Raw genomic sequence first — 23,748 nt, forward strand, 5'->3', positions numbered from 1 at the left:
ATCAAAGCACCTTATGTGTGTGATGATGTGCTTTTTGTAGAACGAGCCAACGAGTTACGGTATGTAGCGAGGTTAAGTACTTAAGGTACGGAGCCGAAGGGAAACCAAGTCTTAATAGGGCGACTAGTTGCATGCTGTAGACCCGAAACCGGGTGACCTATCCATGGCCAGGTTGAAGCGAGGGTAAAACCTCGTGGAGGACCGAACCACGTTGCTGTTGAAAAAGCATGGGATGAGCTGTGGATAGCGGAGAAATTCCAATCGAACTCGGATATAGCTGGTTCTCCTCGAAATAGCTTTAGGGCTAGCGTCGACAAATGTGAGTAGTGGAGGTAGAGCACTGAATGGGCTAGGGGGCATAGCGCTTACCGAACCTTATCAAACTCCGAATGCCATATACTATCAGGTCGGCAGTCAGACTATGAAAGATAAGTTCCATGGTCAAAAGGGAAACAGCCCAGATCGTCAGCTAAGGTCCCAAAGTGTAAGTTAAGTGGAAAAGGATGTGGGATTTCTAAGACAACTAGGATGTTGGCTTAGAAGCAGCCATTCATTAAAAGAGTGCGTAATAGCTCACTAGTCAAGAGATCCTGCGCCGAAAATGTCCGGGGCTCAAACTTACCACCGAAGCTACGGGTTCACACTTAGTGTGAGCGGTAGAGGAGCGTTGTAATCGGGCTGAAGTCGTACCGTAAGGAGCGGTGGACTGATTACAAGTGAGAATGTTGGCATTAGTAGCGAGATGTAGGCGAGAATCCTACAGGCCGAATATCTAAGGTTTCCTGGGTAAAGTTTGTCTTCCCAGGGTTAGTCGGGACCTAAGGCGAGGCCGAAAGGCGTAGTCGATGGACAATTGGTTGATATTCCAATACCACTATCATCGTTATTACCGAGGGTGTGACGGAGAAGGATAGGATGTGCTAGCTATTGGATGCTAGTCGAAGCGTTTAGGGAGTTAGAGTAGGCAAATCCGCTCTAACAATTCTGAGGCGTTATAGGGAAGGTTCTACGGAACCGAAGTATCTGATTCCATGCTTCCAAGAAAAGCATCTAGGGAGAGAAGTAGTGCCCGTACCGCAAACCGACACAGGTAGATGAGGAGAGAATCCTAAGGCCGACGGAAGAATTGCAGTTAAGGAACTAGGCAAATTGACCCCGTAACTTCGGGAGAAGGGGTGCCTACGAAAGTAGGCCGCAGAGAATAGGCACAAGCAACTGTTTAACAAAAACACAGGTCTCTGCTAAAGCGTAAGCTGATGTATAGGGGCTGACGCCTGCCCGGTGCTGGAAGGTTAAGGGGAACACTTAGCGCAAGCGAAGGTGTGAACTTAAGCCCCAGTAAACGGCGGCCGTAACTATAACGGTCCTAAGGTAGCGAAATTCCTTGTCAGGTAAGTTCTGACCCGCACGAATGGCGTAATGACTTGTGCACTGTCTCAACTGCAAATCCGGCGAAGTTGTAGTGCGAGTGAAGATGCTCGCTACCCGCGATTGGACGGAAAGACCCCGTAGAGCTTTACTGTAGCTTAGCATTGAATTTCGGTATTGTCTGTACAGGATAGGTGGGAGACTGGGAAATCAGGGCGTCAGCCTTGATGGAGTCGTTGTTGGGATACCACCCTGATAGTATTGAAATTCTAACTGGATGCCATGAAACTGGTGACAGGACATTGTTAGGTGGGCAGTTTGACTGGGGCGGTCGCCTCCTAAAATGTAACGGAGGCGCCCAAAGGTTCCCTCAGAACGGTCGGAAATCGTTCGAAGAGTGTAAAGGCAGAAGGGAGCCTGACTGCGAGACCTACAAGTCGAGCAGGGACGAAAGTCGGGCTTAGTGATCCGGTGGTACCTCGTGGGAGGGCCATCGCTCAACGGATAAAAGCTACCTCGGGGATAACAGGCTGATCTCCCCCAAGAGTTCACATCGACGGGGAGGTTTGGCACCTCGATGTCGGCTCGTCGCATCCTGGGGCTGAAGTAGGTCCCAAGGGTTGGGCTGTTCGCCCATTAAAGCGGCACGCGAGCTGGGTTCAGAACGTCGTGAGACAGTTCGGTCCCTATCCGTCGCGGGCGTAGGAAATTTGAGAGGAGCTGTCCTTAGTACGAGAGGACCGGGATGGACTGACCTATGGTGTACCAGTTGTTTCGCCAGAAGCATTGCTGGGTAGCTAAGTCGGGAAGGGATAAACGCTGAAAGCATCTAAGTGTGAAGCCCACCTCAAGATGAGATTTCCCATAGCATAAGCTAGTAAGACCCCTTGAAGACTACAAGGTTGATAGGTCAGAGGTGTAAGTGCGGTAACGTATTTAGCTGACTGATACTAATAGGTCGAGGGCTTGACCAATAATTAAGTTGTAATACATTAGGAACTATGTGCAATTTTGAAAGAACATTAAGTTCTTTTATAGTAATTTGTTAAATCAAGATTTTAAGCAGATTAGATTTTCAAAAGGAAACTCGACTCGCGTTCGCTCGCTGAGTGCTAATTTGCAACAAAATCGGAGATTTTGGGATTAAGGAAACTCAATCAGGCAAGCTGATGAGTACTAAATTTCAACGAAATCAGAGATTTCGGAAATTTATGTATCTAGTGATGATGGCATAGAGGTAACACTCCTTCCCATTCCGAACAGGAAAGTTAAGGTCTATAGCGCCGATGGTACTGCATGGGAGACTGTGTGGGAGAGTAGGACGTTGCTAGGTAAGTTTAAGAGATAGTTAGAAATAACTATCTCTTTTTAGATTGCAAATAATTTTTATTTATTATTCTTTAGGTATGTTATATATAATATATAACTATACTTATCTAAACACTATCTATGTATTATCTACAAATATAATTTCATAAGCAAAATTGAGTCGCGTTTACTAGCTAGGTGCTAATTATGGGAAATTATGAATAAAGAATAAAATTATGCATAAAGAATAAAAAAGTTATCTTATGATATTAACATAAGATAACTTTTTTATTATAGTGAACATACAAGACCTTCAACATGTCCAGCAACTTTTACTTTTCTATATATTTTTTCAATAGTCATATCTTTTCCGATTACAAAAGTACTTCTTTCTATGCCGAAACATTTTTTACCAAACATGGTTTTTTCTTTTAATACTCCATATAGATTACAAACAACTTCTTCAGTATCAGAAAGTAATAAGAAAGGTAAATCATATTTTTCTATAAATTTATCATGAGATTTTAATGTGTCTCTACTTATACCTATTACTACAGCATCTTTTTCATTAATTTCATCTATATGAGCTTTGAAGTTTTGTGCTTCAAGTGAACATCCAGGAGTATTGTCTTTTGGATAGAAATATAATATAACTTTTTTGCCTGTATAATCACTTAACTTATGTTCCTTTTTATCAGATCCCATTAAAGTAAAATCAGGAGCCTTCATTCCTTCTTCTAAAATTATATTTTCCATAAATATTACCTCCATTCCTATATAATTATTATCTAACAATAATTTATATTTGTAAAGAGCTTTGCAAATTTAATGTTAAATAATGATGTTATGTGGAAATTCTATAGAATAGTTAATTTTCTGATTTTTATGATGTAAAGTAAGAAATTTAGATTAGTTTGTATAAATATAAATTATATAGAAGAAAAAGATTTATTTAATAGAAAAAATAAAGTATAATAAAATAGACACGAACACATGTTTTCATAAATATTACTAAACTTCTATTTAAAGTATATATTTGTGAGTAAGGGGGACTAGATGAGTAAAAATAACAAAAACTTAGAGAACGCTTTTAAGAAGACAATGAAAAAGCATAAAGGAAATAGAAAAGCACAAGTTATAACAATAATAGTGTTTGGCTTAATTGCTTTAGGAAGCTATTTATTTGGAAATGATTTTATAAGTAACAAAGAAATAGGACCAGTTACAGGACAGCTAGAGGTATCATATTTAGATGTTGGTCAAGGTGATGCAATTTATGTTAAAGTAAATGATTATGATATTTTAATAGATGCTGGTCCAAGAAGTGATGTAGAAAAGTTAATGTCACAACTTGAAGAAAAGAATATTGATGATTTTGAAATTGTAATAGCAACTCATCCACATGAAGATCATATAGGTGGAATGACGGATGTATTAAAGAAATATAATGTGGAAAACTTTTATATGCCTAAAGTAAGTAATACAACTAAGACATTCGAATATATGATAAATGCAATTTCTAATCAAGGGCTAAAAATAAAAACTATAAAAGATGGAACTAGCATTGATTTAGGAAGTGGGGCGCGAATAGATGTGTATTCGCCAATAGATGATGCTTATGATGATTTTAATGATTATTCTCCTATTATGAAATTGACTTATGGAGAAACAAAATTAATGTTCACAGGTGATGCGGAAGAATTAGCTGAAAAACAAGTTCTAGAGAAATATACTTCTTCTGAATTGAAATCTGATGTATTAAAATTTGGCCATCATGGTTCAAGTACATCATCAAGTGAGGAGTTTCTAAATGCTGTATCTCCAACATATGGAGTGATAAGTTGTGGTTTAGATAATAAATATGGACATCCACATAAAGAAACTTTAGAAAAAATAAAAAACCATAATATAGAAACATATAGAACTGACACTCAAGGGCAAATACAATTAACATCAGATGGTAAAAATATAGTTTTCAAGACTAAAAAATAATTTTTATTTATTGCCGTATAATAGAAAAATAATATTTTTTTGACCTCGTATATTAATAAATTTAACAATATACGAGGTCATTTACGTACGAAGTAATTGAATCACATAGTTGCATTTCGTTGCTAGAGTACTATAATAATAATGACTATAAAAATTGTTAATTAATAAAGATAATTGCATAATATAAATGAATTGCTAGTTAAACTATTAGTTAATTATCTTGTTAGATTAAATGGCTTTAATATTATTTTAAATAAATTGAAAAGAATATATTTAAGTAGTAAAGAAAGGAGGACTATATGGAGAAGAATATGAAGAATATGAAGAATATAGAAAAAAAAATTTTTAATAAGAATGCTTCAAAATTTAATGGAAAGGAATTTTTAAAATATGTAGGACCAGGAATTTTGGTTACAGTTGGATTTATAGATCCAGGAAATTGGGCATCTAATATTGCAGCTGGATCTGATTACGGATATAAACTATTATGGATGATAACACTATCAACTATAATGTTAATAGTATTGCAACATAATGCTGCACATTTGGGAATAGTTACAGGCTTATGTATTTCAGAAGCAATAAGTGAGTATATAAGACCTACCATAGGTAAAATAATAACATCAACAGCAATACTAGCTGCAATTGGGACTGCAATGGCAGAAATTTTAGGGGTTGCTATAGCTTTAAAAATGCTTTTTAGTATTCCTATAAAATTTGGAGCTTTAATAGCAACAATTTTAATAATATATATGCTATTTTCAAATTCATATAGAAAAATAGAAAAAGTAATAATTGGTTTTGTATCAATAGTTGGAATTGCCTTTATATTTGAGGTGGCTTTAGTTAATGTTGATTGGGGAGAAGCTGCTAGAGGCTGGATAATTCCATCTATACCAAGTGGATCTATACCAGTAATAATGAGTGTGTTAGGTGCAGTGGTTATGCCACATAACTTGTTTTTACATTCAGAAGTAATTCAAAGTAGAAAATGGAATCTTCAAGATAAATCCATAATGGAGAGACAATTAAAATATGAATTTATGGATACATTGTTATCTATGATAATAGGATTTATTATAAATAGTGCAATGGTACTTTTATCAATAACATTTTTCAAAAATAATATTTCAGTAACAGAACTTGAACAAGCACAAGAATTATTGAAACCGTTACTAGGAAATTCTGCGGCAATAATATTTGCGATAGCATTACTTTTTTCAGGAATAGCATCAACTGTTACAGCTGGAATGGCAGGAGGATCAATATTTGCTGGAATGTTCAAAAAATCTTATGATATAGATGATAGAAATACAAAAATGGGTGTATTGATTACAGTTATTTCAGCTTTAATAATAATATTTTTTGTTAACAATCCATTTAATGGTTTATTATATTCACAAATGTTATTAAGCGTACAATTACCAATAACTATTTTTACACAAATTTATTTAACCTCATCTAAAAAAGTTATGGGAGAATATAAAAATACTTTAATTGAAAATATTATTTTATGGACTATTGGTTTGATAGTTACATTTTTAAATATTATGCTAATATTCAGTTATTTATAGAATATATATAACTGAATATTAGCATAATAGTGATATTTTAAGAATTATTATTATAAAAATAGATGAATATAGAAATTAGATTCATATGCAAATAAAATAATAAATGACTGATATTGGTTATACATCAATCAGTCATTTATTTTTTTAAATTTATAGTTTTATTCTACTGGAACAGAATTCTCGATAACTTTAAATGGTCTCATCATATCATTATCTTCATGCTCAAGTATATGACAATGATAAACATAATCTCCGAGCTTTTTAAAATGCATAACAATTGTTGTGACCATTCCAGGCTCTGCTCTTGCAGTATCTTTTAAGCCATTTTCAAAGTCGGCTGGTGGTTCTAAGGCATCTATATCAAACTTATAGTTTCCATTTTCATCAAAATCGTCATCAGTAAAAGTCTTTCTTCCAAGTATCTCAAAATCAACTAAATGAACGTGAATTGGATGAGGAAATTGAAAATGATTAACTAAATGCCATATTTCTATACTGTCTAATTCAGGCTTTTCTGTAGTTGGTTCATGCCACATCCTATCATTTACTAGGTGCATTGTTCTGCCAAAATCGTCTTGCATAGAATCTAAATGCAAGGTTCTTTCCTTACGTGCTAATAAAGGATTAATGTTATGATATGGAAGTAATTGATCAGGAATAACACTTGTATCAGGCTTAGTTAATGGAAGACAAACCTTAAATTTCATGATGTTATTGCTAGCCATAGGAATACCGCCACCTGAATTTTTTAGAATTATTTCTTTGCCAGTATATTTTGAAAAATCTATTATTAAATCAATTCTTTCAGCGGGTTCCAATATGAAAGAGTCAATTTCTTGAGATTCATGCAATAAGGCTAATTCAGTACCTATTTGAGTAAAGGTACCACCATTATCTAAACTAAGAGTATAACCTCTACCGTTTGAAGCATTTAATATTCTAAATCTATATTTACGTGGTTCAACATTAAGGTATGGCCATACCTTGCCGTTTACAGTTGCTACTTCTCCGAAAAATATTGGTATTATTGATGGTTTTGGTAGTTGAGGTGCTGGTGGGTCTTGTTGTGGTGGTGAATCAGGATAGAATAATGAACCATCTCTGTTAAATGTTCTATCTTGAATAATCATCGGTATTTCATATTTACCCGTTGGAAGATTCAACCTATCTTCTAAACTGTCTCTTATAAGATAAAATCCTGATAAACCAGCATATACATTTAACCTTGTTATTCCTATTGTGTGATCATGATACCAGAGAGTACCTCCAAATTGATGATTAGTATATTCATAAACTTCTCTAGTGAACCTTTCACCTACAGTGTCATAATTTTTAGTAAACCATGCTTCAGGATTTCCATCACTATCATCATTTACATTAGCACCATGCAAGTGAACTACAGTTCTTACATCTGGAGTATCCATAGTACCATGGAGGGTATGATCAACTGGTAGTAGATGTTCATCTGGCAGATTATTTATCCATTTAACTAAAATAGGAACATCTCTCATAACTTCTATTGTAGGTCCAGGAAATATTCCATTATATGTCCACATTTTAGTTGGTGGGAATGATCTATGAAATTTATGATATGCTTCTTTCATAACGATTTTATAATATGGTTCTTCTGAATCTGAACAATTACATGAATTAATTGGTTTAGCTATAGATGGTACTGGAAGTGGATCAACAAATGGGGTAATAGTTGAAGGATCAGATGGATCCACTTGAGAATTTGTAGTGAGTTTATCATCTTTATTCAATGATTAACACATCCTTTAAAAAATTATCTTTTGCTTAATTGTTAATTTACTTTTAATATATTATATGTAGTAACATATAATATTGTGTTTTTATAAAATATATATAATGAGTAAAAAAAATGAATAATATAGAAAAAAGTATTGACATATATGAATAAAGAATATATACTCATATCATAGTAATTCAATAAGAATACTTTAATCGAATATTTAATTATTTTATCAAGAAAGACTGAGGGACTGGCCCTATGAAGTCTGGCAACCTGAATTATATATCATTAGTATAGTTTAAGGTGCTAAATCCTGCAGATATTTTTATCTGAGAGATAAGATTGTATAATAATAGAATTTATGCTACTTTCTTATCTTTGAAAGTAGCTTTTTATTATGCAATAAAGATCAGCTTAGTTTTCCAAAAGACCATGGAAGATAAAGTTTTTAATTCTATAAAATTTAAATGTAGTAGATAGTAATTAACTTTTAAATGGATATCTTTATTGTAATAAATCATAGTAATTAAATCATATTTATGTGGTTTAAAATATATTATTAAAACGGGGGTTATATCAATGAGTAGAGAAGAAAGAAAATTAAAATTTGAAACATTACAACTTCATGTAGGACAGGAAAGTCCAGATCCAGCAACAGATTCAAGAGCAGTACCAATATATCAAACAACATCATATGTATTTAAAAATAGTGCACATGCAGCAGCAAGATTTGGACTAGCTGATGCTGGAAATATATATGGAAGATTAACTAATTCAACACAAGATGTATTTGAAAGCAGAGTAGCAGCACTTGAAGGAGGAGTTGCAGGACTTGCAGTGGCATCAGGGGCAGCCGCAATAACTTATGCAATTCAAAATATAACAAAGGCAGGGGATCATGTAGTTGCAGCTAAAACCATATATGGAGGATCTTATAATTTATTAGCACATACACTTCCAGACTATGGAGTAACAACAACTTTTGTAGACGCAGATGAAGTAGAAAACTTTGAAAAAGCTATACAAGATAATACAAAAGCAATATTCATAGAAACACTAGGAAATCCAAATTCAAGTCTTATAGATGTGGATGCAGTAGCAGAAATTGCACATAAACATAAAATACCATTAATTGTTGATAATACATTTGCAACACCATATCTTTTCAGACCAATAGAACACGGTGCAGATATTGTTGTTCATTCAGCAACTAAATTTATTGGTGGACATGGAACATCATTAGGTGGAGTAATTGTAGATTCAGGAAAGTTTGACTGGATTGGATCAGGAAAATTCCCACAATTAACAGAAGCAGATCCAAGCTATCATGGAATAAAATTTGCAGAAGCTGTAGGTGCAGCAGCATATGTAACTAGAATAAGAGCAATTATATTAAGAGATACAGGTGCATGCATAAGCCCATTTAATGCATTCTTATTATTACAGGGGTTAGAAACACTATCGTTAAGAGTTGAAAGGCATGTTGAAAATACATTAAAAGTTGTAGAATTCTTAAAAGATCATCCACAAGTTGAAAGTGTTAATCATCCAGCATTAGAAGATAGTAAATATAATAAATTATATAAAGAATATTTCCCAAATGGAGCAGGTTCAATCTTCACTTTTGAAATTAAAGGTGGTGTAAAAGAAGCTCAAGAATTTATTGATAAATTGGAGATCTTCTCATTACTTGCTAATGTTGCAGATGTTAAATCTCTTGTAATTCATCCAGCAAGTACTACACATTCACAAATGAACGAAGAAGAATTAAGAGAAAGTGGAATTAAACCAAACACAATAAGATTATCAATTGGAACAGAACATATTGATGATATAATTTATGATTTAGAACAAGCGTTTAATAAAGATATTGTGTAGAATCAGAGTTTAGTGAGAAATAACCGAAATTCAATATATGATATGCTCGATTGTAGGGAAATTCCAGCTAAAAATTCTAATGGCAGAGGCTGCGCCCAAAAATGTTTGCTCCAAAAAGCAGGTTTTCGGACAAACAATTTTGGAACAGCCTCTGCCAAAGAATTTAAAAGCTGAAATTTCCAATACAATACTACGCATATTCATATATTGAATTTCTTTGTTTTCTCTAAAACCATAGATACCTAATTTATTTTTGTTATAATTTATGCTTGACTCAAAAAACAAATGTGTTTTTGACAGAATTAAGATGTTAATGTACGTTTATTACATTCTAAAAAAATTCTTGCTTCATTTTTTAAGCAAGCGAGCCCAATTTGAGAACTTTATTTCGGTTATTTCACTATAAACTTACTACATCCCTTATTTATGTTGTGCAATACATCTTTAAAGATTATTGACAGAGATAAAATAAAAGAATATTATAAAAATAACAATTCGATAAGTATCAAACTGTTATGCAAAGATAGAATTATGATGTACAATTTTTATGGAGGAACTATGGATTCAAAGGAATTAGCAAAAATATTTAAAGCATTGTCTAATGAAAATAGATTAGAAATATATTTAGAAATTTTGAAATGTAATGAAAAATCTTTTGAAGATGATGAATGTTGTGGGTGTTTTATTACAGATATAATTAATAAATTTAATATTGGCGCACCTACTATTTCACATCATTTAAAAGAGCTTACAAATGCCGGACTTATTTTCACAGAAAAAAAAGGGAAATACCTTATTGCCAGGATAAATGAAGAGCTAGTAAATGAAGCTTGCAGTATGCTTAAAATAGACAAATAAGTAGGCCGAATTTTATTTAATATAAGGACAAATATAAATATATGATTCGATATATATCAAACTATAGAAATATATTCACAAGAGGTGAAAAGTAAATGAAAGAATATGTTTTAATAACAGGAGCAACTAGTGGAATAGGTTATGAATTTGCTAAAATATTTGCTGAGAATAAGTATAATCTTATACTTTCAGGAAGAAATATCAAAGTACTGGAAAACATGAAAGAAGACATGGAAGAAAAATATAAAATTATGGTCTATATTTTTGAGAAAGATTTAAGTAAAAAAGGTACTGCTGAAGAATTATATCAAGAAATAAAGAATAATAATATTAACGTAGACATCCTAATTAATAATGCAGGGTTTGGATATGTAAATGAATTTATTAATGAAGAAATAACAAAAGATTATGAGATGATGAATTTAAATATGAGTAGTTTAACCATATTAACTAAGCTTTATGGAAGAGAAATGGCTAAAAGAAAACACGGGAAAATTTTAAATGTAGCATCAACAGGAGCTTATCATCCAGGACCATATACTGCTGTATATTATGCTAGCAAAGCATATGTACTATCATTAACTGAAGCGATTGCACACGAATTAAAGACATATAATGTTACTGTTACAGCACTTTGTCCAGGGGCTACTAAAACTAATTTTTGCAAACGTGAAGGTAAGGAGGATAATCCTAAAGCAAAAGATCCAGCCTTTGTTGCTAAAAAGGGATATGATGCTCTTATGAAAGGAAAAGGGAATGTAATACCTGGCATTGAAAATAAATTACTTGTTATGATTCCAAGAAAAATAGCTGCACCATTTATAGGTAAGTACCAAATGGGATTAAAAAAGAAAAGTAAGCAATAAACATTTCAGAATATATTTTTGAAAGAAACATATATAGTAAATAAAAGAGTTAACTTTGAGAGCAAATAGTATATTAGAAGCTCCTAGATTTAATTCTTAAAAATACAATTCGATGATTATCAAAATATAAAATTAAGTAGAGAAAGAAAATGAGTGAAAAGTACTGATTACAATTGCAACTAGTCGAATAGGAAATGAATATACAAAATTATTTTTAAATATAACAGAAAATATGATGAGATAAATCAAGGAGGAATTATGAAGATATTATATAATACAGCAACAGGAAATAGCTTATATGTAGCTAAAAAAATAAAATATGCATTTGAAAATTGTGAACTTATATCTATTCCAAAAGCTTTAAGAGAAGAAAGTTTTGAAATAGAGGATGAAATGATAGGATTCATTTATCCAATACACTATGCTGGTGTGCCAATAGTAATGTATGATTTTCTTTCAAGAGTAAAAATAAATCCAGATGCATATATTTTTGCTATTGGAGTTTCCGGAGGAGGAGGTGCTAATACAAGCTTTTATCAAATTAATAAATTATTAGGAAGGAATATAAATAATTATCTTACAGTTAAATATATCTCAAATTATACAAAAATGGGAACCAATCCTACAGAAAAACGTGCAAAGAATACAATATCAAATTATGATAGTAAGATAGAAGAATTTATACAGTCTATATCAAAAAGAGAAGAAAAAGAAGCAGCATTCAAGTATGGAATAGGTTGCTTTGAATATAAAATTTTTAAAGATGTATTAAAAAATAAAGATAAGAATTTTAATGTGAATGAAAATTGTATTGGATGTAATATGTGTGAAAAAATATGCCCTGTAAATAATATTACAATTGAAAGCAATAAGCCAAAATGGAATGGAAAATGTGTAGATTGTATGGCATGTATAAATATATGTCCTAAAAAAGCTATTAATATTGGAAAAAGTACAATTAAGAAAAATAGATATAGAAATCCATATATAGAAGCTAGTGAGCTCATAAGTGATTAAATAAGTTACATTATAAAAGAATATGTAAAAAATGTATAAAGGGCTATTGTAAAATGTTTATGTATAAATTTTTATAAATAAAAACCATGCATATATTGATAATTTGCTCTATTTATGCATGATTTTTAGTTTATACAGGACTTTCATGCATTTGCAATGCCCAATTGACTAAATAGATTTAATATTTGTTATGCTACGATTTTCAAGTTCTAAAATCATATTTTTATCATAATAAGAAAATATAAAACAAAGAATTACTGGAACAAATAATAAAAATATGACAGAAACATTTTTAAATAAATAGTATGTTAGAAATATTAATACGGCTTTTAATATTGTTGTTGGAAATTTTTTGATCATATAATAAAGAGAGGTTATAAGTAAATCTTTTATTTTAACTTCAAAGCGACAATTAATAGGAAAAACATATAAGCTTATTAAGCCTAAAAAGATTAGAAGTATTAAAAAAATTATATGTAGTCCACTATTAGGTTTTTGAAAATAGAAGAACTGAAAGTCCATAAATAAAATTATAAATAGTGATAGTAGGATTGTCCAAAGCTTCAAATTATTTAAAAAATTATTTTTATAAACTTTAAAATACTGAGAAGAAAAAAACATGTCTTTTTCTCTAAGTGATTTATTTATAACAGAATAAAGAGCACCTATTGAAGGTCCAAGTGGTATTAATGCAACAAATAGAAGCAGAATTGAAAAAGTATTTGGATTAATTGCAGTTAATATAAAATATAATATAAGTAACAGATTGCATATTGCAAAATGAATACTAGTCTGAACAAAACTAATTATATAATTTGAAATTGTGTAAATTGGTTTATCGTAGAATTCTTTTTTCATAATAAGACTCCTTAGTTTTATAAAATTTCATCATTTTCAGTTTTATTTATCAATGGAAGCTTTATTGTTACAGTAGTACCATAACCATAAGTGCTGTTAAAAGAAAGACCATAGGATTCCCCGTATAAAAGAGTTAAACGCTGATTTATATTTTTTAATCCATAACCACTACCATTAGTTTCTATTTCTTCAGATGATAAAAGCAATGGTAATTTTTCTTTCTCAATACCAATTCCATCATCATAAACATTTAAGTAGATTTCATCATTGAGTATGTCGCCAGATATGGTTATTTTACCATTAACATTTCCCTTAGCTAAAATACCATGACTTATTGAATTTTCCACTATAGGTTGAAGTGTTATTTTAGGAATTAAGTAGTTATTTATTTCTTCACTAATATTAATTTCTAAAGAAATTCTATTTCTATATCTCATGTTTTGAATTTTTACATATAGTGATACATGATCTAATTCATCGCCAATATAAGTAAGATCATTTCCTTTATTTAAAGATAGTTTGTAGAATTTTGCTAAACTTTTTACAGCAGTGCTGATTTCAGAATTCATATTTTTATATGACATCCAGTTTATCATATCTAATGTATTATATAAAAAATGAGGATTTATTTGTGATTGAAGAGCTTTAAGCTCGGCATTTTTTACTGCTTTACCATATTTATATTGATCTGAAACCAATTTAGACATTTTAGAAATCATATAATTATAGTTATTAATTAACTCACCTAATTCATCATCCTTATTATCTTCATCACTTTTTATAAAATTATCTAAATTATCTGCATGAACATCTCTCATTCCATTTATAACTTTTGATAAACGCTTAGTTATTGAACCAAAAAATTTATATCCAACAAAGAGTGCAGTACCTCCAAATATCAATACAATAAAAATAAGATAGATCCTCTGATTAGTAATTTTAGAGTTTATTGTGCTATATGGAACAATATTTATAATGCGCCAATCCGTTTTATCTATATAAGTACTTTGAATATAGATATCATTAAATTTTAAATTCAGCTTTTTTAAGGATGTATTATCACTAGGATATGTTGAATTTATAATATTTTTATATTTTAAACATAAATCCATATTAGATGTAGCAATAACATCATTAAATGAATTAACTATACAACTAAAACTTTGAGGGTTAGAATTAATTTTATTCAGAATATCTTCTAAATCACTTTTATTAAATTTTATAAACAAATATCCTATTATATCAGTATAGTCTCCAGGATTTATAATTGATTTACCTAGTGCAACAAAATTAGTATCATTACTAGAAATGTAACTATAAGGCGTCCAAAAATAGCGCATGTTACGATCTTTAATAGTAGCAAGCCATTTTGAATTATCAAGGGCGCTTATAGGATAAATATTTTTTTTATCATTAGAATAAATAAAATCATCATTTAAATATATTTCAATATCAGAAATATCTATATTATGTTGATAAGAATAAGCATATGTTCTTAAAATCTCCATGTCCTGAATTTGATTAGGCAACGGATAATTGTCTGGATCTTTTAAAAGTATTGAAGTTAAATTGTTATCTATTACTAATGAATTTGAGGTATTATATAATCTGCCAATTTTATAAGAAATAAAAGAAGTAGATTGATTAAAAGCTTGTTCAGTAGATGCAAGTATATTTTCTCGTATCATTGAAGACATTTTTGTATAAGTATATCCAAAAAGAATTATAAGCGGTATCAGTATTAAAATTGAAAATATCAAAAAGAATTGAGTTACTAATTTTAACTTTAATTTTAATTTCAATTTCATCTTGTAAAAAGCCTCCTATATTCAGAAGGTGTATAGTTAGTTGCTTTTCTAAAGATTTTAGAAAAATAATTTGGATCATTATAACCAACTTTTTCAGCAACATCACTCATTTTTATATTAGTATCCTTAAGAAAGCTTTTTGCTTTTTCAGTTCTATATTCTGTTATATATTTATTAACTGTTTTTGATGTATGCTCTTTAAAGATAACACATATATATGTTGGTGTTAAAAAAGTATTTTTGCTTATTTCTTCAAGGCATAAGCTTGGACTAGAATAGTTTTGGTGTATATAATCTAAAACAGCAACAACAGGAGCACTTTTTTTAGAAGTATCTTCTAATGCTGCAAATATTTCTTCTATAAAATCTATAAATAGTTTTTCTAAAACAAATATATTAGGGCACTCTAAAATTAATTCAAATATATCTCCATGATTTGTATGCTTGGTAAACGATATATTTCGCGTGTTTGCAAAATTAGATACAAGCAGAATTAATTTATAATAAGTATCTTTAACTGATGATATAGGAGTAGATCTATATTTGTTAAATTCTAATGTTAATTGCTTTATAAATAAAATTAGATTATATTTGTCTTCTTTTAAAAGATATCCATTAAACTTAGAAGAAAAATCTGAACCTATAGAATAATCATCAGTATTATTTGATGATGGAAATATGACAGAATTGTAATTATAAAAGAATGTATAGTTCGTAACTTCATTAGCACTCATAAATGAATCATAAATTTCATTTATAGAATGTACTATTTTTCCAACACAAATAAAATAATCAGTATAATTTGATAAATGCTCACCAAAAGAATCAAATAAAGAAGTAAATACGCTATTAGAAAAATTAGAGGTAGCATTATTTTTGGAAAAAAATAATTGTATTATAATAAGATTATCCCCTTTTTTAGATATAAAACAATTAAAGTTATATAGTCTACATACATTTCTTAATTCAGAAAGTATTTTATTATCTGTAATTGAAATATTAATGGGTATTAATATAGTTAAAAATGATGACTCATATATTAAGTTACTCATTGTTTTTGAAACACAAGAACTAAGGATATCTTCAATTCTTGAAATATCCCAAGGTTTTGTCATTTCTAAGGCTAGAGTATCTTCTATATTATAATTTATTGTTTTGGATTTTGAATTTTCTAAGATAGCATTCTTAATAGCAATTTCTAGTTCTTCAAGTTCAATAGGCTTTTCGACATAGGTTATTGCTTTTAATTGTATAGCAGATTTCAAATATTCTTTATCAGAATATCCGCTCATAAATATTATTGAACAGTCTGGATAAAGTTTTCTTATTTCAAAGGCTAAATCTATACCATTCATTCTGGGCATTTTTACATCTGTTAAAAGTATGTCAGGTTTAAAATCTTTAACTATTTCTAAAGCATTTACTCCATCAAAGGCTTGTTTTGTGTTTGTTATGCCTAAAGTTTTTAATGGTAATATATCAACTAACACCTCAAGTGTAAAGATTTCATCATCTACAATTAATAAATTTATCATCGGTTTATCCCCCAATCTCAATGATTTTAATGTGTTCATGAAATACGTATTAGAAAATTATCAAGAAAGGAATGTTTTTAAAATAACATTTACATTTATCATAATCAGTATACAATAAAAATTTTAAATTTCAAATAAAAATTAAATATATTACCTAAAGTAAAATATTTTACTAAAAAAATATCTTCTTAGGATGATATCCTTAATATAGTGAAAACGTATAAAAGAAAAGGGGGATAACTTATGGAACATAAATTAGATATGTCAATTGATGATGTATGTGTTACACCAGAGACTGATAAAAGCAAATTAACTAGTTTTTTATTGACTTTAAAGAAAAATAGAATCTTATTATTAATGTTGTTACCTGCGATACTTTATTTCTTTATTTTCAATTATATACCAATGGGAGGAACTATTCTGGCATTTAAAAATTATAATTTCAGAGATGGAATATTAGGTAGCCCGTGGGTAGGATTTGACAACTTTAAGTATTTTTTTATTTCTGGGCAAGCTTGGATTGTTACAAGAAATACTATACTTTATAATTTAGGTTTTATAACAGTAAATACAATACTACAAATGGGACTAGCGATATTGATTGCTGAAATTGGTGGAAAGTATTTCAAAAAGCTTACACAAACAGCAATGTTTTTACCATATTTTATATCATGGGTAGTAGTTGGAATTATAGCATATAATATGCTGAATTTAGAAAATGGAACTATAAATTCATTAATAGTTAAATTAGGTGGAGAAAAGTTTAATTTCTATACTAGCACAGCTGTATGGCCATTTATATTGATATTTGTATCAGCATGGAAAAATGTTGGATATGGTACTGTTTTATATTTAGCTGCAATAATGGGAATTGATACAGAAACATATGAAGCAGCAAAGATAGATGGAGCCAATATATTTCAAAGAATTTTTAAAGTTACAATTCCAAGTTTAGTACCAACAATGATAATACTTACATTACTTGCAATAGGAAATATTTTTAGAGGCGATTTTCAAATGTTTTATCAAATCATAGGAAATAATGGACCTTTATTTAATGCAACTGATGTTATAGATACATTTACATTTAGGTCACTTATACAATCTGGAGAAGTTGGGATGTCAGCAGCATCTTGTTTATATCAGTCAGTCTTCTGCTTTGTGACTATAATGATAACTAACTATTTAGTTAAACGCTATGATAATGACTATTCATTATTTTAATTAGGAGGGCAGATATATGAAGAAAGGTAATGATGTCAAGATATTTAATACTATCAGCTATACAATAATAGCATTGATTGCATTAATCTGTTTAATACCATTTTTATTAGTTTTAATGGGGTCTTTAACAGATGAACAGGAAATTATAAAAAATGGATTCACATTATTTCCTAAAAGCTTTTCATTAGAGGCATATAAAACAGCGCTAAAAGATCCAATGGCAATCATAAGAGCTTATGGTGTAACAATTAGTTTAACAGTACTTGGTACTGGAGTAGGATTGTTTGTAGTAGCAATGACTGGATATGTACTTCAAAGAAAAGACTTTAAATGGAGGAATAAATTTTCATTCTATTTCTATTTTACAACTTTATTTAGTGGTGGGCTTGTACCGTGGTATATATTGATGGTAAGATATTTAGGATTAAAAGACAGTTATTTAGCAATGCTTCTGCCACCACTTTTAAGTGTATTTAATATTATACTTATGAAAAGTTATTTGAACAGTATTCCACAAGCTTTGATAGAAGCAGCAAAAATTGATGGTGCTGGTGATTTTGAAATATTTATAAAAGTAATATTGCCATTAGCAAAACCAGCACTTGCAACAGTTGGATTATTTATAGCTATTGGTTATTGGAATGACTGGTATAATTGCATGCTTTTTATAAATAATGAGAATTTATATTCACTTCAATATTACTTATATAAAATAGTGAATAATGTAGAAGCATATAAAACGATACTATCTCAAACAGGCGGAAGTATTGGAGCAGCAATTGATATGCCAAGTGAATCTTTAAAAATGGCACTTACAATTATAGTTACAGGACCTATTATATTATTATATCCATTTATACAAAAATATTTTGTCCAAGGAGTAACAATAGGCGCTGTAAAAGAGTAATAATAAATAGATTATGTAGTGACAGATTATTTTAAAGATAACTGTCACTATTACAGTAAGAATAAAATAAAAGTAAGAAAATTTCCGTATTGGTTTTTATATGAATATAAATAATTAGAGAATAATATTCTACTAAATTTAAAGGATTTTACTCATTATTTTAAAAGTAAGAATGATATTATAAATATGTTCAATGAAAACGTATAACGGATTAGTAAAATTAGGGGGAGTAGAAATGATAAGAAAAATTCTTAAAAGAATGGTCTCTATTGGATTAACTACAGTAATTGCAAGCTCATTAATGCTTGGCTGTGGTAGCAAAGCTAGTACAGGAAGTGCTGATTCAGCAGATCCTAGCAAATTAGAAGAAGTTAAACTAAAAATGTATCTTATAGGAGATAAACCAAAAGATTTTGATGAAGTATATGGTAAAGTTAATGAAATAATGAAAGAAAAAATAAATGCAACATTAGATGTTAGCTTTTTACCTTGGTCAGATATGACTACTAAATATCAATTGTTATTTCAATCAGGCGAAAATTTTGACATAATATTCACAGCATCAAGTTGGGGATACTATAGTCAGGTTGCTACTAAAAATGGATTTTATGAAATAACAGAAGATATGCTTAAAGAGTATGCACCAAATATATATGCAAATGAACCAAAAGAAGCATGGCAACAAGCTAAAGTTAATGGGAAAATCTATATGATTCCTAGTGACCAAATAGAATATGGTACAAGAGTATTTGGTGTAAGAGGGGATTTAATGAAGAAGTATGGTATAGAAAAGGTTGAAAATTATGAAGAGCTAGAAACTTATATGGATGCAGTTGCCTCTGATAAAGAAAGTGGAATTAAAGTAATTGCAAATGGTGGAGGTCAAAATCTTCAATATCCATATATGATGGAGAAATATGGATTCGGTGGAATAGCAGGTGCTCCACTACCAAGCATAGGTTTTGATGTTAATGATCAGAGTGGAAAAATATTTAGCTATTTTGATACTCCAGAGTATTTAGAATATGCTAAAAAAATGAAGGAATTTGCGGATAAAGGTTATTGGTCAAGCGATTCAATTTCAAGTAAAGCAACGCGAGATGAAGATTTTATGGCAGGAAAAACTGCAACAATGGTATGGAATATTGGCTCTGTTGCAGATAGAGTACAAAGAATGAATAAGACAAATCCAGAGTGGAATGCACAAGTAGCGGATCAAACAACAGGAATTAATAGAATGATTAATACATTTACTAATAATGGTATTGCAATTAATTCAATTTCAAAGAACCCAGAAAGAGCTTTAATGGCAATAGATTTATTAAGATACGATAAAGATATTTATGATTTGACTTGGTTTGGTATTGAAGGAAAGCACTGGGAGGCGGATGGAGATGATAAATATACTAGTTTAGATGCTAGTGAAGGATTTCCAACAGCTAATGTTTGTCCATGGGGATGGTACAGCCAAAAATGCGCTCGTACTCCAAAAGATGAGCCTGCTATAGTTCAAGAAGTAAAAGACAAGTGGGCAAAAGAATATACAGTAACAAACCCACTTGCAGCATTCTCTTTCGATGACAGCAATGTGAAAAATGAAATGGCAGCTGTAGGTAATGTTATTACTCAATATGGAGTTCCTATTGATTTAGGTATGTGTGATGATGTAGACGCAGCAGTAAAAGAATATAAAGAAAAATTAAATCAGGCTGGATTTGATAAAATATATGCAGAATGTGAGAAACAAGTAAAAGAATATATGTCACAATATAAAGGATAATTGGCTGTTAATATACAATAAAATTGAGAGCAGCTGCACTAATTATGCTTATTGTTAAGTATCAGTGAGTGGTTCAAAAATGGTGTATCTGTTCTTCATTAAAGAAAAGAGTGAGGAAGAATATGAATAAGAATTATGATTTATTTAATGAGAATATAAAGAATTTTTTACATGGAGGTGATTACAATCCTGACCAATGGCTTAAATATCCAGAGATATTAAAAGAAGACGTAAGATTAATGAAACTTGCACATTGCAATACTGTTTCAATAAATATATTTGGATGGAGTGCAATTGAGCCAGAAGAAGGGAAGTACACATTTGAATGGCTTGATGAGCTTATGGATAACATGAATAAAAATAATATTAATGTAATACTGGCTACACCAAGTGGTGCAAGACCTGCGTGGATGTCTAAAAAATATCCTGAAGTACTTAGAGTCAATATGGATAGAAGTAAGAATTTACATGGACAAAGACATAACCATTGTTTCACATCACCAGTTTATAGAGAAAAAACTTATAAAATAAACAAGATGTTAGCTGAGAGATATAAAGATAATAAGGCACTTATAATGTGGCATATTTCTAATGAATATGGCGGGGAGTGTCATTGTGATAAATGCCAAGAAGCATTTAGAGATTATCTAAGAAGAAAGTATGATAATGATATAGAAAAATTAAATGATGCCTGGTGGACTGGATTCTGGAGTCATAAATTTAATGACTTCACACAAATAGAAAGTCCATCTGAAAAGGGAGAAATCTTTGTACATGCACATAATCTTGATTGGAGAAGATTTGTGACAGAACAGACAATAGATTTTTATAAGAACGAAATAGCACCAATAAGAGAATTTACTCCTAACATTCCAATAACAACTAACTTTATGGGAACATATGCTGGATTAGATTATTGGAAATTTGCAAAAGAAGTAGATATTGTATCTTGGGATACATATCCTAAATGGCATTCAAAAAGAGATGGAAATTATAATGTGGGTTTAGATACTGGCTTCATGCATGATATTAATAGATCCTTAAAAGAAGGGCAACCTTTTCTTGTTATGGAGAATACCCCAAGTCTTGTTAACTGGCATGAAGTTAATAAACTTAAAAAACCTAAAATGCACTTGCTATCTTCAATACAAAGCATAGCTCATGGAGCAGATTCAGTTTTGTATTTTCAATGGAGAAAAGGCAGAGGTTCATCAGAAAAATTTCATGGTGCAGTAGTTGACCATTGCGGGCATGAGAATACCAGAGTATTCAAAGAAGTAACGGAAGTTGGCGAAATATTAGAGAAAATTAAAGAAGTAAAGGGAGCAATAACAAAAAGTGAAGTTGCAGTTATATATGATTGGGAAAATAAATGGGCAATTGATGATTTGCAGGGTTTAAAGCCTAATAAGAAAAATTATCAAGAAACATGTGAAGACATGTATAAAACTTTTTTTGATAATGGTATTTCTGTTGATGTAATAAATATGGATTGTGATTTTTCTAAATATAAATTAATTGTTGCACCTATGTTATATATGATTAAACCTAATGTGGCTGAAAGAATAAGTGAATTTGTGAAAAATGGAGGCACTCTTGTAACAACATACTTTAGTGGTATAGTAGATGAAAATGATTTATGCTTCCTTAATGGCTTTCCAGGACCTCTTAGAGAAGTTACTGGAATATGGGCTGAAGAAATTGATTCATTATATGATGATGAGACAAATTGTATAGAGTTTAACGATGATGCAGTAAAAGGAATGAATGGAGCATATGAGGTAATAGATTATTGTGATTTAATTCATGCAGAAACTGCTGAAGTGCTTGCACAATATAAAGATGATTTTTACAAAAATATGCCTGCTCTAACAGTAAACTCTTATGGAAAAGGAAAATGCTACTATATAGCAGCTAGAACTAAAGAAAAATTTAATACAGATTTTTATAATAGAATAATTAATGACTTAGGTATTTCTAGAGTGATTGAAATTGATCTTCCTACAGGAGTTACAGCACAAGCAAGATATAAGGATAATAATAAGTATGTATTTATTATGAATTTTAGCGATGAAGATAAAATGGTAAATTTGGGAGATTTAGAATATCGTGATTTAGTTTTAGATAAAAATATAAGTAAAGAAATTGTTTTGGAAAAATATGGAGTAAGAGTGATGAAGAGGGAAGAGTTATAACGATATAGAATAAAATCTTACTACAATAGAAATATTATATTTTAATTATAATTATAATGGTTTCTTAGTAATACTATTTAAATTAATCAAATGGTAGTAGACAAAGGATGTATTAATTTTCAAAATAATAATAGCAAATAGACAGTTTTTTATTACAATTATAAATAATAAAAAAACTGTCTATTTTTATAATATCATAACAAAAGTACCAATAGTTATAAATATACCACCTATTATAGTTTTAGCAGTAATTGTTTCTTTTAGTATTACAAATGCTAAAACCATGCTTATAACAACACTGAATTTGTCTATTGGAACAACTTTAGAAGCTTCTCCTATTTGAAGTGCTTTATAATAAAAAAGCCATGAAAGTCCTGTGGCTAGTCCAGATAATATAAGAAATATCCAGCTTTTTATTCCGATATTTGAAATTTCATTTTGTGTCCCGCTTAAAAATACAAGGCCCCATGCCATAACTAGAACTACTACTGTACGTATTGCTGTTGCTAGATTGGAATTAATACCTTCTATACCTATTTTTGCTAAAATTGATGTAAGTGCAGCAAAAAGTGCAGATAGTAATGCAAAAACAACCCACATATTATGTCCTCCTTTTAATTTTTTTAATAATATCAAATTAAAAGCCTCCTCAATAATAGTATTATATTTATGTACAGTATATATATTTTTTTGTGTTTAATCAATAAATAAAACTAAAATTAATTTCTGAATATAATCTATTAATAATATGTATATTAAATTTTTAAAATACATTAGAAATAGTGCTGTTAAAAAATGTTAAAGAATGTTAATATATAAATAATTAC

General features: G+C 30.1%; 16 protein-coding genes, 2 rRNA genes and 1 riboswitch (1 of these 19 only partly in view). Of the genes, 12 read left to right on the forward strand and 6 right to left on the reverse strand.

Features of this window, described 5'->3' with window-relative positions; genetic code table 11:
• A 23S ribosomal RNA gene (locus tag CNEONATNEC86_RS05785) occupies positions 1-2,342 on the forward strand (it extends 565 nt beyond the left edge of the window).
• 242 nt (positions 2,343-2,584) lie between these two features.
• Positions 2,585-2,701 (forward strand): 5S ribosomal RNA (gene rrf, locus CNEONATNEC86_RS05790).
• A gap of 266 nt (positions 2,702-2,967) precedes the next feature.
• Here rrf and CNEONATNEC86_RS05795 read toward each other — a convergent pair.
• Entirely contained in the window at positions 2,968-3,432 is a 465-nt protein-coding gene (locus CNEONATNEC86_RS05795; RefSeq protein WP_058294331.1) for a peroxiredoxin, read from the reverse strand.
• A 300-nt stretch (positions 3,433-3,732) separates the two neighbouring features.
• On the opposite strand from CNEONATNEC86_RS05795, the gene CNEONATNEC86_RS05800 reads away from it, so the two are divergent.
• A complete protein-coding gene (locus tag CNEONATNEC86_RS05800) occupies positions 3,733-4,668 on the forward strand; it encodes a ComEC/Rec2 family competence protein (protein WP_058294332.1) in 936 nt (311 codons plus the stop codon).
• A 320-nt stretch (positions 4,669-4,988) separates the two neighbouring features.
• Complete coding sequence (locus tag CNEONATNEC86_RS05805; protein ID WP_242868446.1) at positions 4,989-6,242, forward strand: Nramp family divalent metal transporter; 1,254 nt, start codon at positions 4,989-4,991, stop codon at positions 6,240-6,242.
• Between the two features lie 158 nt (positions 6,243-6,400).
• Here the strand turns inward: CNEONATNEC86_RS05805 and CNEONATNEC86_RS05810 are convergent, their stop codons facing one another.
• On the reverse strand, positions 6,401-8,005 hold the full coding sequence (locus tag CNEONATNEC86_RS05810; protein ID WP_243145349.1) for a multicopper oxidase family protein: 1,605 nt from the start codon (positions 8,003-8,005) through the stop codon (positions 6,401-6,403).
• Between the two features lie 216 nt (positions 8,006-8,221).
• Positions 8,222-8,338: riboswitch (SAM riboswitch) on the forward strand.
• 236 nt (positions 8,339-8,574) lie between these two features.
• Here CNEONATNEC86_RS05810 and CNEONATNEC86_RS05815 point away from each other — a divergent pair.
• The 4 genes from CNEONATNEC86_RS05815 to CNEONATNEC86_RS05830 all read left to right on the forward strand — a co-directional run bounded on the left by CNEONATNEC86_RS05815 (position 8,575) and on the right by CNEONATNEC86_RS05830 (position 12,614).
• The gene (locus tag CNEONATNEC86_RS05815; RefSeq protein WP_125148330.1) at positions 8,575-9,873 is read left to right on the forward strand and encodes an O-acetylhomoserine aminocarboxypropyltransferase/cysteine synthase family protein; all 1,299 of its coding nucleotides are present in this window, start codon (positions 8,575-8,577) and stop codon (positions 9,871-9,873) included.
• Between the two features lie 558 nt (positions 9,874-10,431).
• Positions 10,432-10,731: an ArsR/SmtB family transcription factor gene (locus tag CNEONATNEC86_RS05820; RefSeq protein ID WP_058294335.1), complete on the forward strand. Its 300-nt coding sequence runs from the start codon at positions 10,432-10,434 to the stop codon at positions 10,729-10,731.
• A 95-nt stretch (positions 10,732-10,826) separates the two neighbouring features.
• Positions 10,827-11,597, forward strand: a complete 771-nt coding sequence (locus CNEONATNEC86_RS05825; protein ID WP_125148329.1) for an SDR family NAD(P)-dependent oxidoreductase — start codon at positions 10,827-10,829, stop codon at positions 11,595-11,597.
• 258 nt (positions 11,598-11,855) lie between these two features.
• Positions 11,856-12,614: an EFR1 family ferrodoxin gene (locus CNEONATNEC86_RS05830; protein WP_159135678.1), complete on the forward strand. Its 759-nt coding sequence runs from the start codon at positions 11,856-11,858 to the stop codon at positions 12,612-12,614.
• Positions 12,615-12,782: 168 nt separating this feature from the next.
• Here the strand turns inward: CNEONATNEC86_RS05830 and CNEONATNEC86_RS05835 are convergent, their stop codons facing one another.
• Genes CNEONATNEC86_RS05835 through CNEONATNEC86_RS05845 form a run of 3 tightly spaced genes read right to left on the reverse strand, consistent with a single transcriptional unit; the run spans position 12,783 to position 16,815 of the window.
• Positions 12,783-13,472 (reverse strand): DUF624 domain-containing protein, encoded by a 690-nt coding sequence (locus CNEONATNEC86_RS05835; protein ID WP_058294338.1) that lies wholly within the window; start codon positions 13,470-13,472, stop codon positions 12,783-12,785.
• A gap of 17 nt (positions 13,473-13,489) precedes the next feature.
• Positions 13,490-15,280, reverse strand: a complete 1,791-nt coding sequence (locus CNEONATNEC86_RS05840) for a sensor histidine kinase (protein ID WP_058294339.1) — start codon at positions 15,278-15,280, stop codon at positions 13,490-13,492.
• A complete protein-coding gene (locus tag CNEONATNEC86_RS05845) occupies positions 15,277-16,815 on the reverse strand; it encodes a response regulator transcription factor (protein WP_159135679.1) in 1,539 nt (512 codons plus the stop codon). The genes CNEONATNEC86_RS05840 and CNEONATNEC86_RS05845 overlap by 4 nt, the downstream gene beginning before the upstream one ends.
• 243 nt (positions 16,816-17,058) lie before the next feature.
• Here CNEONATNEC86_RS05845 and CNEONATNEC86_RS05850 point away from each other — a divergent pair, with 243 nt between their 5' ends.
• From CNEONATNEC86_RS05850 to CNEONATNEC86_RS05865, 4 genes are all read left to right on the forward strand, one after another.
• Positions 17,059-18,039 carry an ABC transporter permease gene (locus CNEONATNEC86_RS05850; protein WP_083498742.1) on the forward strand — a complete coding sequence of 327 codons (981 nt, stop codon included), beginning with the start codon at positions 17,059-17,061 and terminating at the stop codon, positions 18,037-18,039.
• 16 nt (positions 18,040-18,055) lie between these two features.
• On the forward strand, positions 18,056-18,946 hold the full coding sequence (locus CNEONATNEC86_RS05855) for a carbohydrate ABC transporter permease (protein ID WP_058294341.1): 891 nt from the start codon (positions 18,056-18,058) through the stop codon (positions 18,944-18,946).
• A gap of 235 nt (positions 18,947-19,181) precedes the next feature.
• On the forward strand, positions 19,182-20,726 hold the full coding sequence (locus tag CNEONATNEC86_RS05860) for a DUF3502 domain-containing protein (protein WP_159135680.1): 1,545 nt from the start codon (positions 19,182-19,184) through the stop codon (positions 20,724-20,726).
• Positions 20,727-20,848: 122 nt separating this feature from the next.
• Complete coding sequence (locus CNEONATNEC86_RS05865; protein ID WP_159135681.1) at positions 20,849-22,921, forward strand: beta-galactosidase; 2,073 nt, start codon at positions 20,849-20,851, stop codon at positions 22,919-22,921.
• Between the two features lie 186 nt (positions 22,922-23,107).
• Here the strand turns inward: CNEONATNEC86_RS05865 and CNEONATNEC86_RS05870 are convergent, their stop codons facing one another.
• Positions 23,108-23,521 carry an EamA family transporter gene (locus CNEONATNEC86_RS05870; RefSeq protein ID WP_058296869.1) on the reverse strand — a complete coding sequence of 138 codons (414 nt, stop codon included), beginning with the start codon at positions 23,519-23,521 and terminating at the stop codon, positions 23,108-23,110.
• Between the last annotated feature and the right edge of the window lie 227 nt (positions 23,522-23,748).

The sequence above is a fragment of the Clostridium neonatale genome (assembly GCF_900465025.1).
Taxonomy (GTDB): domain Bacteria; phylum Bacillota; class Clostridia; order Clostridiales; family Clostridiaceae; genus Clostridium; species Clostridium neonatale.

Excerpts from the sequence above, each read along its gene's own strand:
- CNEONATNEC86_RS05795 (WP_058294331.1), bottom strand. The coding sequence starts at position 3,432 with ATGGAAAATATAATTTTAGAAGAAGGAATGAAGGCTCCTGATTTTACT.
- CNEONATNEC86_RS05800 (WP_058294332.1), top strand. The coding sequence starts at position 3,733 with ATGAGTAAAAATAACAAAAACTTAGAGAACGCTTTTAAGAAGACAATG.
- CNEONATNEC86_RS05805 (WP_242868446.1), top strand. The coding sequence starts at position 4,989 with ATGAAGAATATAGAAAAAAAAATTTTTAATAAGAATGCTTCAAAATTT.
- CNEONATNEC86_RS05815 (WP_125148330.1), top strand. The coding sequence starts at position 8,575 with ATGAGTAGAGAAGAAAGAAAATTAAAATTTGAAACATTACAACTTCAT.
- CNEONATNEC86_RS05820 (WP_058294335.1), top strand. The coding sequence starts at position 10,432 with ATGGATTCAAAGGAATTAGCAAAAATATTTAAAGCATTGTCTAATGAA.
- CNEONATNEC86_RS05825 (WP_125148329.1), top strand. The coding sequence starts at position 10,827 with ATGAAAGAATATGTTTTAATAACAGGAGCAACTAGTGGAATAGGTTAT.
- CNEONATNEC86_RS05830 (WP_159135678.1), top strand. The coding sequence starts at position 11,856 with ATGAAGATATTATATAATACAGCAACAGGAAATAGCTTATATGTAGCT.
- CNEONATNEC86_RS05835 (WP_058294338.1), bottom strand. The coding sequence starts at position 13,472 with ATGAAAAAAGAATTCTACGATAAACCAATTTACACAATTTCAAATTAT.
- CNEONATNEC86_RS05840 (WP_058294339.1), bottom strand. The coding sequence starts at position 15,280 with ATGAAATTGAAATTAAAATTAAAGTTAAAATTAGTAACTCAATTCTTT.
- CNEONATNEC86_RS05845 (WP_159135679.1), bottom strand. The coding sequence starts at position 16,815 with ATGATAAATTTATTAATTGTAGATGATGAAATCTTTACACTTGAGGTG.
- CNEONATNEC86_RS05850 (WP_083498742.1), top strand. The coding sequence starts at position 17,059 with ATGGAACATAAATTAGATATGTCAATTGATGATGTATGTGTTACACCA.
- CNEONATNEC86_RS05855 (WP_058294341.1), top strand. The coding sequence starts at position 18,056 with ATGAAGAAAGGTAATGATGTCAAGATATTTAATACTATCAGCTATACA.
- CNEONATNEC86_RS05860 (WP_159135680.1), top strand. The coding sequence starts at position 19,182 with ATGATAAGAAAAATTCTTAAAAGAATGGTCTCTATTGGATTAACTACA.
- CNEONATNEC86_RS05865 (WP_159135681.1), top strand. The coding sequence starts at position 20,849 with ATGAATAAGAATTATGATTTATTTAATGAGAATATAAAGAATTTTTTA.
- CNEONATNEC86_RS05870 (WP_058296869.1), bottom strand. The coding sequence starts at position 23,521 with ATGTGGGTTGTTTTTGCATTACTATCTGCACTTTTTGCTGCACTTACA.